General features: G+C 33.9%; 5 protein-coding genes. All 5 read left to right on the top strand.

Going from position 1 to position 4,726, the window contains the following annotated elements; genetic code table 11:
• Positions 1-522 precede the first annotated feature (522 nt).
• Positions 523-873: a helix-turn-helix domain-containing protein gene (locus ACH2BO_RS12400; protein WP_395045048.1), complete on the top strand. Its 351-nt coding sequence runs from the start codon at positions 523-525 to the stop codon at positions 871-873.
• 177 nt (positions 874-1,050) lie between these two features.
• Positions 1,051-2,298: a type II toxin-antitoxin system HipA family toxin gene (locus ACH2BO_RS12395; protein ID WP_395045047.1), complete on the top strand. Its 1,248-nt coding sequence runs from the start codon at positions 1,051-1,053 to the stop codon at positions 2,296-2,298.
• A 63-nt stretch (positions 2,299-2,361) separates the two neighbouring features.
• Positions 2,362-2,829, top strand: a complete 468-nt coding sequence (locus ACH2BO_RS12390; RefSeq protein WP_395045046.1) for a hypothetical protein — start codon at positions 2,362-2,364, stop codon at positions 2,827-2,829.
• 259 nt (positions 2,830-3,088) lie between these two features.
• A complete protein-coding gene (locus ACH2BO_RS12385) occupies positions 3,089-3,436 on the top strand; it encodes a helix-turn-helix domain-containing protein (RefSeq protein ID WP_395045045.1) in 348 nt (115 codons plus the stop codon).
• A partial coding sequence (locus ACH2BO_RS12380) for a type II toxin-antitoxin system HipA family toxin (RefSeq protein ID WP_395045044.1) occupies positions 3,436-4,726 on the top strand: 1,291 nt, incomplete at its 3' end. The genes ACH2BO_RS12385 and ACH2BO_RS12380, both read left to right, overlap by 1 nt.

The raw sequence follows: 4,726 nt of genomic DNA, 5'->3' as shown, positions 1-4,726 counted from the left end.
TTTGAATTTAAGATAATTGTAATCCTAATAAAGAGGTGTCAGTCGAGGTGTCACTTAAATAAAATACTTTGTGAAGTATTGGTTTTATTGGTGGCTTTTGTATCAGACAAATCCCTCTTTCTCCGCGAAAGAAAACCGATTAGTTTACTAATCGGTTTTTTTATTTTATAATAGCGTCAAAAGCTTAGCTTTTGTAAGCGGTTATAAAATAAAAAAACAAATGATTATGCTAATAATCATTTAGGTTTTCTTTTGCTCAGGATTCCCTTTCTGGGAACAACGTAGTTAATCCATCTTTCTCCGAATAATTAAAATCCTAACGATTTATTATCAATTAGTTATGGTTTTTTATTTCTACTTCTAGCCCACATTTAGTCCACATTTAAATTAAAATTTATTTACAATAGAATATAAACCAGCTCCGAAAAGTATCCTGAATTTGATGTCAAACCCAAAAAAAAAAACGCAAAGTAAGGATACTTTGCATAGCGGAAGTTTTAAATTGAAATATAATAACAAAAAATGTTTGTTATTTCAAACACAATAGCTATTTTTGTTCAGAATAACAAACATTTATTAAAAATGGCAACCAAAAAACAAACTGTTTTTCCAAAGTATGACAAGGTTTTAGAACAAATGGGAGAAAATATCAAGATAGCTCGTAAAAGGCGAAAACTCACTATGATTCAAGTAGCAGAGAGAGCAGATATTTCTAGATCAACATTGCATTTAATTGAGTTAGGAAACACAAGTGTAGCAATGGGAGCATATTTCAATGTGCTGCGTGTTTTAGGTCTACAAGATGATTTCCTAAAACTAGCAGCAGACGATGAACTAGGAAGAAAACTCCAAGACCTTGAACTACTAAAATAAAAGTTAAGTATAATAAGTCGTCAGTCATTATAAACCGTCAGTTCGAGTGATTTTTTTGTAATGCAATGAAAAAAAAATTGTATCGAGAACTTTTGATAATAAAAGCAAAAGTGACTGATAAAGTAAAATATACTAAAGTTTTAAAAATCTAATAATCCAAAAATCTAACCATCTAAGATGTCCACAAAAACCGATATATACGTTTATGCACATTGGCAAGAAATGCCAGAACCAAAAATCATTGGCATATTATCTGCCCAACAAGCAAAAGGTAAAAAAGCATTTAGTTTTGAATACAACAAAGAGTGGTTAAAATCCGTACAAAAATTCCTTTTAGATCCGGATATTCAATTGTATAGTGGTCCTCAATATCCAAATCAAAAAGAAAATTTCGGCATATTCCTCGATAGTATGCCCGACTCTTGGGGACGTACTTTAATGAAACGTAGAGAAACACAACAAGCTAAAGAGAAAAACGAAAAGCCAAAAACACTATACGATATTGATTTCCTTTTAGGTGTTTACGATGAAAGTCGTATGGGTGCATTACGTTTCAAAATAGACCCAAATGGAGATTTCTTGGATAGCAACAAAACAGCATCAACACCACCTTGGTCATCTATTAGAGAATTACAAAATGCTGCTTCAAATTTTGAAAACGATGAAAATAATGATGAAGTAAAAAAATGGTTATCTGTTTTAATTGCTCCTGGTTCTTCGCTAGGTGGTGCAAGGCCAAAAGCTAACATTTTAGATAATGATAAAAGTCTTTGGATTGCCAAATTTCCTTCCAAAACAGACACTACCGATAAAGCAGCGTGGGAATTTTTATCCTACCAACTAGCAATTAAGGCAGGAATTGAAATGGCTACTTGTAGAATAGAAAAAATAATGGGCAATAATAACACCTTTTTCACCAAACGTTTTGATCGTGAAAACGGTGAAAGGATACACTTTGCATCAGCTATGACTATGACAGGAAATAATGAAGATACTATAAGAGATAATCAGGCAAGTTACTTGGATATAGCCGAATTTATAAGTAATCATGGTACCAACATAGAAACTAATCTACACCAATTATGGAGAAGAATCATTTTTAATATTGCCATTTCCAACACAGACGACCATCTAAGAAATCATGGTTTTATGCTTACAAAAGAAGGATGGATACTTTCACCAGCATACGATCTTAATCCATCTATAGATAAAGAAGGTTTAGCACTAAATATTGATACCGATAACAATGCACTTGATTACGAATTGGCTAAAAGTGTGGGAATGTATTTCCGATTAGATGAAAAACAAATGGACACAATAATAAAAGAAGTAATTCAAGCAATTAGCAATTGGAAAACAATTGCAAAAGAACTTGGAATTCCCAGAAGTGAAATAGAATTGATGACAAAAGCATTTAATAGCTAATTAATTCTAAATTAATCTTCTTAAATAGAATTAAAAAATAATAGTGCTTAAGAATACAAGTATATGCACATCCTTAAAATAATACACGGTTATCCACCAAATTACAACACAGGTTCTGAAGTGTACAGTCAATCTATTTGCAATGAACTTTCAAAGACTAATAAAGTTTCTGTTTTTACAAGAGAGGAAAATCCGTATGCAAAAGATTTTACTATTCGTAAAGAAATAAAAAACGAAAATTTAACCTTTTATTATGCCAATAATCCACAAGGTAAAGATGGTTACAGACACAGTGAATTGGATCTTAATTTTCCAGCTTCGCAAAATCTTCCCACTTTGAGCTATTTAATTCATAATTTAAATTTAAAAATATTCTGCAAAGTCAGGAGACATTATGCAGCACTTTTTGTATGTACTAGAACATTTAGAGTAGCTGAAATTACGCTTTATCAAACGAGGGTGTTTTTTACACTCATTTGCATTTTCAAATACTTACATTGTTCACAAAAAAACATTGTTCAAGTTCCGTGAACTAACAAAAAAAGGGAACACATATTGCATATCGCGATTTGCGATATAAAGAATAAGTTGAGGTAAAACTTCTCCGAAAAATCACATGTTTTCTAAGGACTACCCAGTTTAATTTTTTCCATAGCAACGGCAATTATCGCCGTTATAATGAATCTTGGTAAACTATAAAGAAATAAAATAACAAAAAAACACCTTATTTAGAATTTTATTTGATATTTTTGTTGGAAATAGTCAGCATTAAATACAAATAAAACAGTTTATGATGGATGTTTCAAGCAATACTTGGTTAGCAATGAGTGATGGGGCACTAGTAGAAACTATTGGGGCTTTTGTAAAACACCATCGTTTGCTACAAAACAAAACCCAGCAGCAACTCGCTACAGAGGCCGGGATTAATCGCTCGACCATAACACAAATAGAAAAAGGAGAAAAAATCACACTACAATCCCTACTGCAAGTCCTAAGAGTGTTGAACCTGCTCTACATCATGGAGGTATTCAAAGTACAGGAACAAGTAAGTCCGTTACAATTAGCCAAATTGGAACAAAATAAAAGACAAAGAGCACGTAACAAAAATAACACTAACGACAAAAAATCCGACTGGTAATGATTACAACAGCTTATATAAACCTTTGGAATGAACGAGTGGGAGCTGTAGCATGGGATACCAACACTCAAACGGCCAGTTTCGAATACGACCCGAAATTCATAGCAAACAATTGGGAAGTCGCACCTTTAAAAATGCCCCTAAATCAAGCCAACCGAATATTTTCCTTCCCGGATTTAGTTAGAAATACAACCTTCAAAGGATTACCAGGATTACTCGCCGATGTTATGCCCGATAAGTATGGGAATCAATTAATAAACGCTTGGTTAGCACAAAACGGTCGTCCGGAAAACAGTTTGAATCCGGTCGAGTTATTATGCTTTATTGGCACACGTGGAATGGGTGCTCTGGAATTTGAACCTGTAAATTTCAAATCCAATCAAACCGCTTTCACTATCGAAATGGACAACTTGGTTAAAATAACACAGGAAGTAGTCAACAACCGACAAAAATTTGAAACCAACCTAAATCATGATGAACAAAAGGCACTCCTTGATATTCTAAAAATTGGTACATCAGCGGGTGGCGCCAGACCAAAAGCAATTATTGCCTATAACGAAAAAACGGGAGTTATCAAATCTGGGCAAGCAAAAGCACCCAAAGGATTCAATCATTGGTTGATAAAATTAGATGGTGTAAGTGACAGTCAATTCGGAGCTTCAACAGGATATGGTCGTGTAGAAATGGCCTATTATCTAATGGCAAAAGCCTGCGAAATTGAAATGACTGAATGCCAATTATTAGAAGAAAATGGCAGAGCACACTTCATGACACAACGTTTTGACAGAGAGAATGGGGATATCAAACACCATATTCAAACATTTTGCGCCATGCAGCACTTTGACTTCAATAACGTCAACAGCTACAGCTATGAGCAACTATTTCAAACCATGAGATTATTAAGACTCCTATACCCTCAAGCCGAACAGATGTTCCGTAGGATGGTCTTTAATGTAATGGCTCGAAACTGTGACGATCATACCAAAAATTTTGCGTTTCGACTACGAGAAAACCACGACTGGGAACTAACACCTGCATATGACATCTGTCATGCCTACAGACTTGGTAGTGAATGGGTAAGTCAACATGCTTTAAGTATTAACGGTAAAAGAAATGCAATCACTCAAGAGGATTTATTGACAGTTGCCAAATCGATGAACATCAAAAAAGCAACAGAAATCATCCATCAAACTAGTGAGACAGTAAAAAACTGGACCAAATTTGCGGAAGAAACAAAAGTAGAACCAAAATTGAAAGAAGCGATAAAATCCACTTTAATTACTTTTAAGT

Source organism: Flavobacterium sp. (assembly GCF_043773265.1).
In the GTDB taxonomy this organism is placed as follows: domain Bacteria; phylum Bacteroidota; class Bacteroidia; order Flavobacteriales; family Flavobacteriaceae; genus Flavobacterium.
The sequence above is the reverse complement of the archived record's forward strand: the minus strand, read 5'-3'. Positions and strand labels throughout refer to the sequence as shown.

Coding starts and splice junctions, on each gene's coding strand:
- ACH2BO_RS12385 (WP_395045045.1), top strand. CDS start 3,089: ATGATGGATGTTTCAAGCAATACTTGGTTAGCAATGAGTGATGGGGCA.
- ACH2BO_RS12390 (WP_395045046.1), top strand. CDS start 2,362: ATGCACATCCTTAAAATAATACACGGTTATCCACCAAATTACAACACA.
- ACH2BO_RS12400 (WP_395045048.1), top strand. CDS start 523: ATGTTTGTTATTTCAAACACAATAGCTATTTTTGTTCAGAATAACAAA.
- ACH2BO_RS12395 (WP_395045047.1), top strand. CDS start 1,051: ATGTCCACAAAAACCGATATATACGTTTATGCACATTGGCAAGAAATG.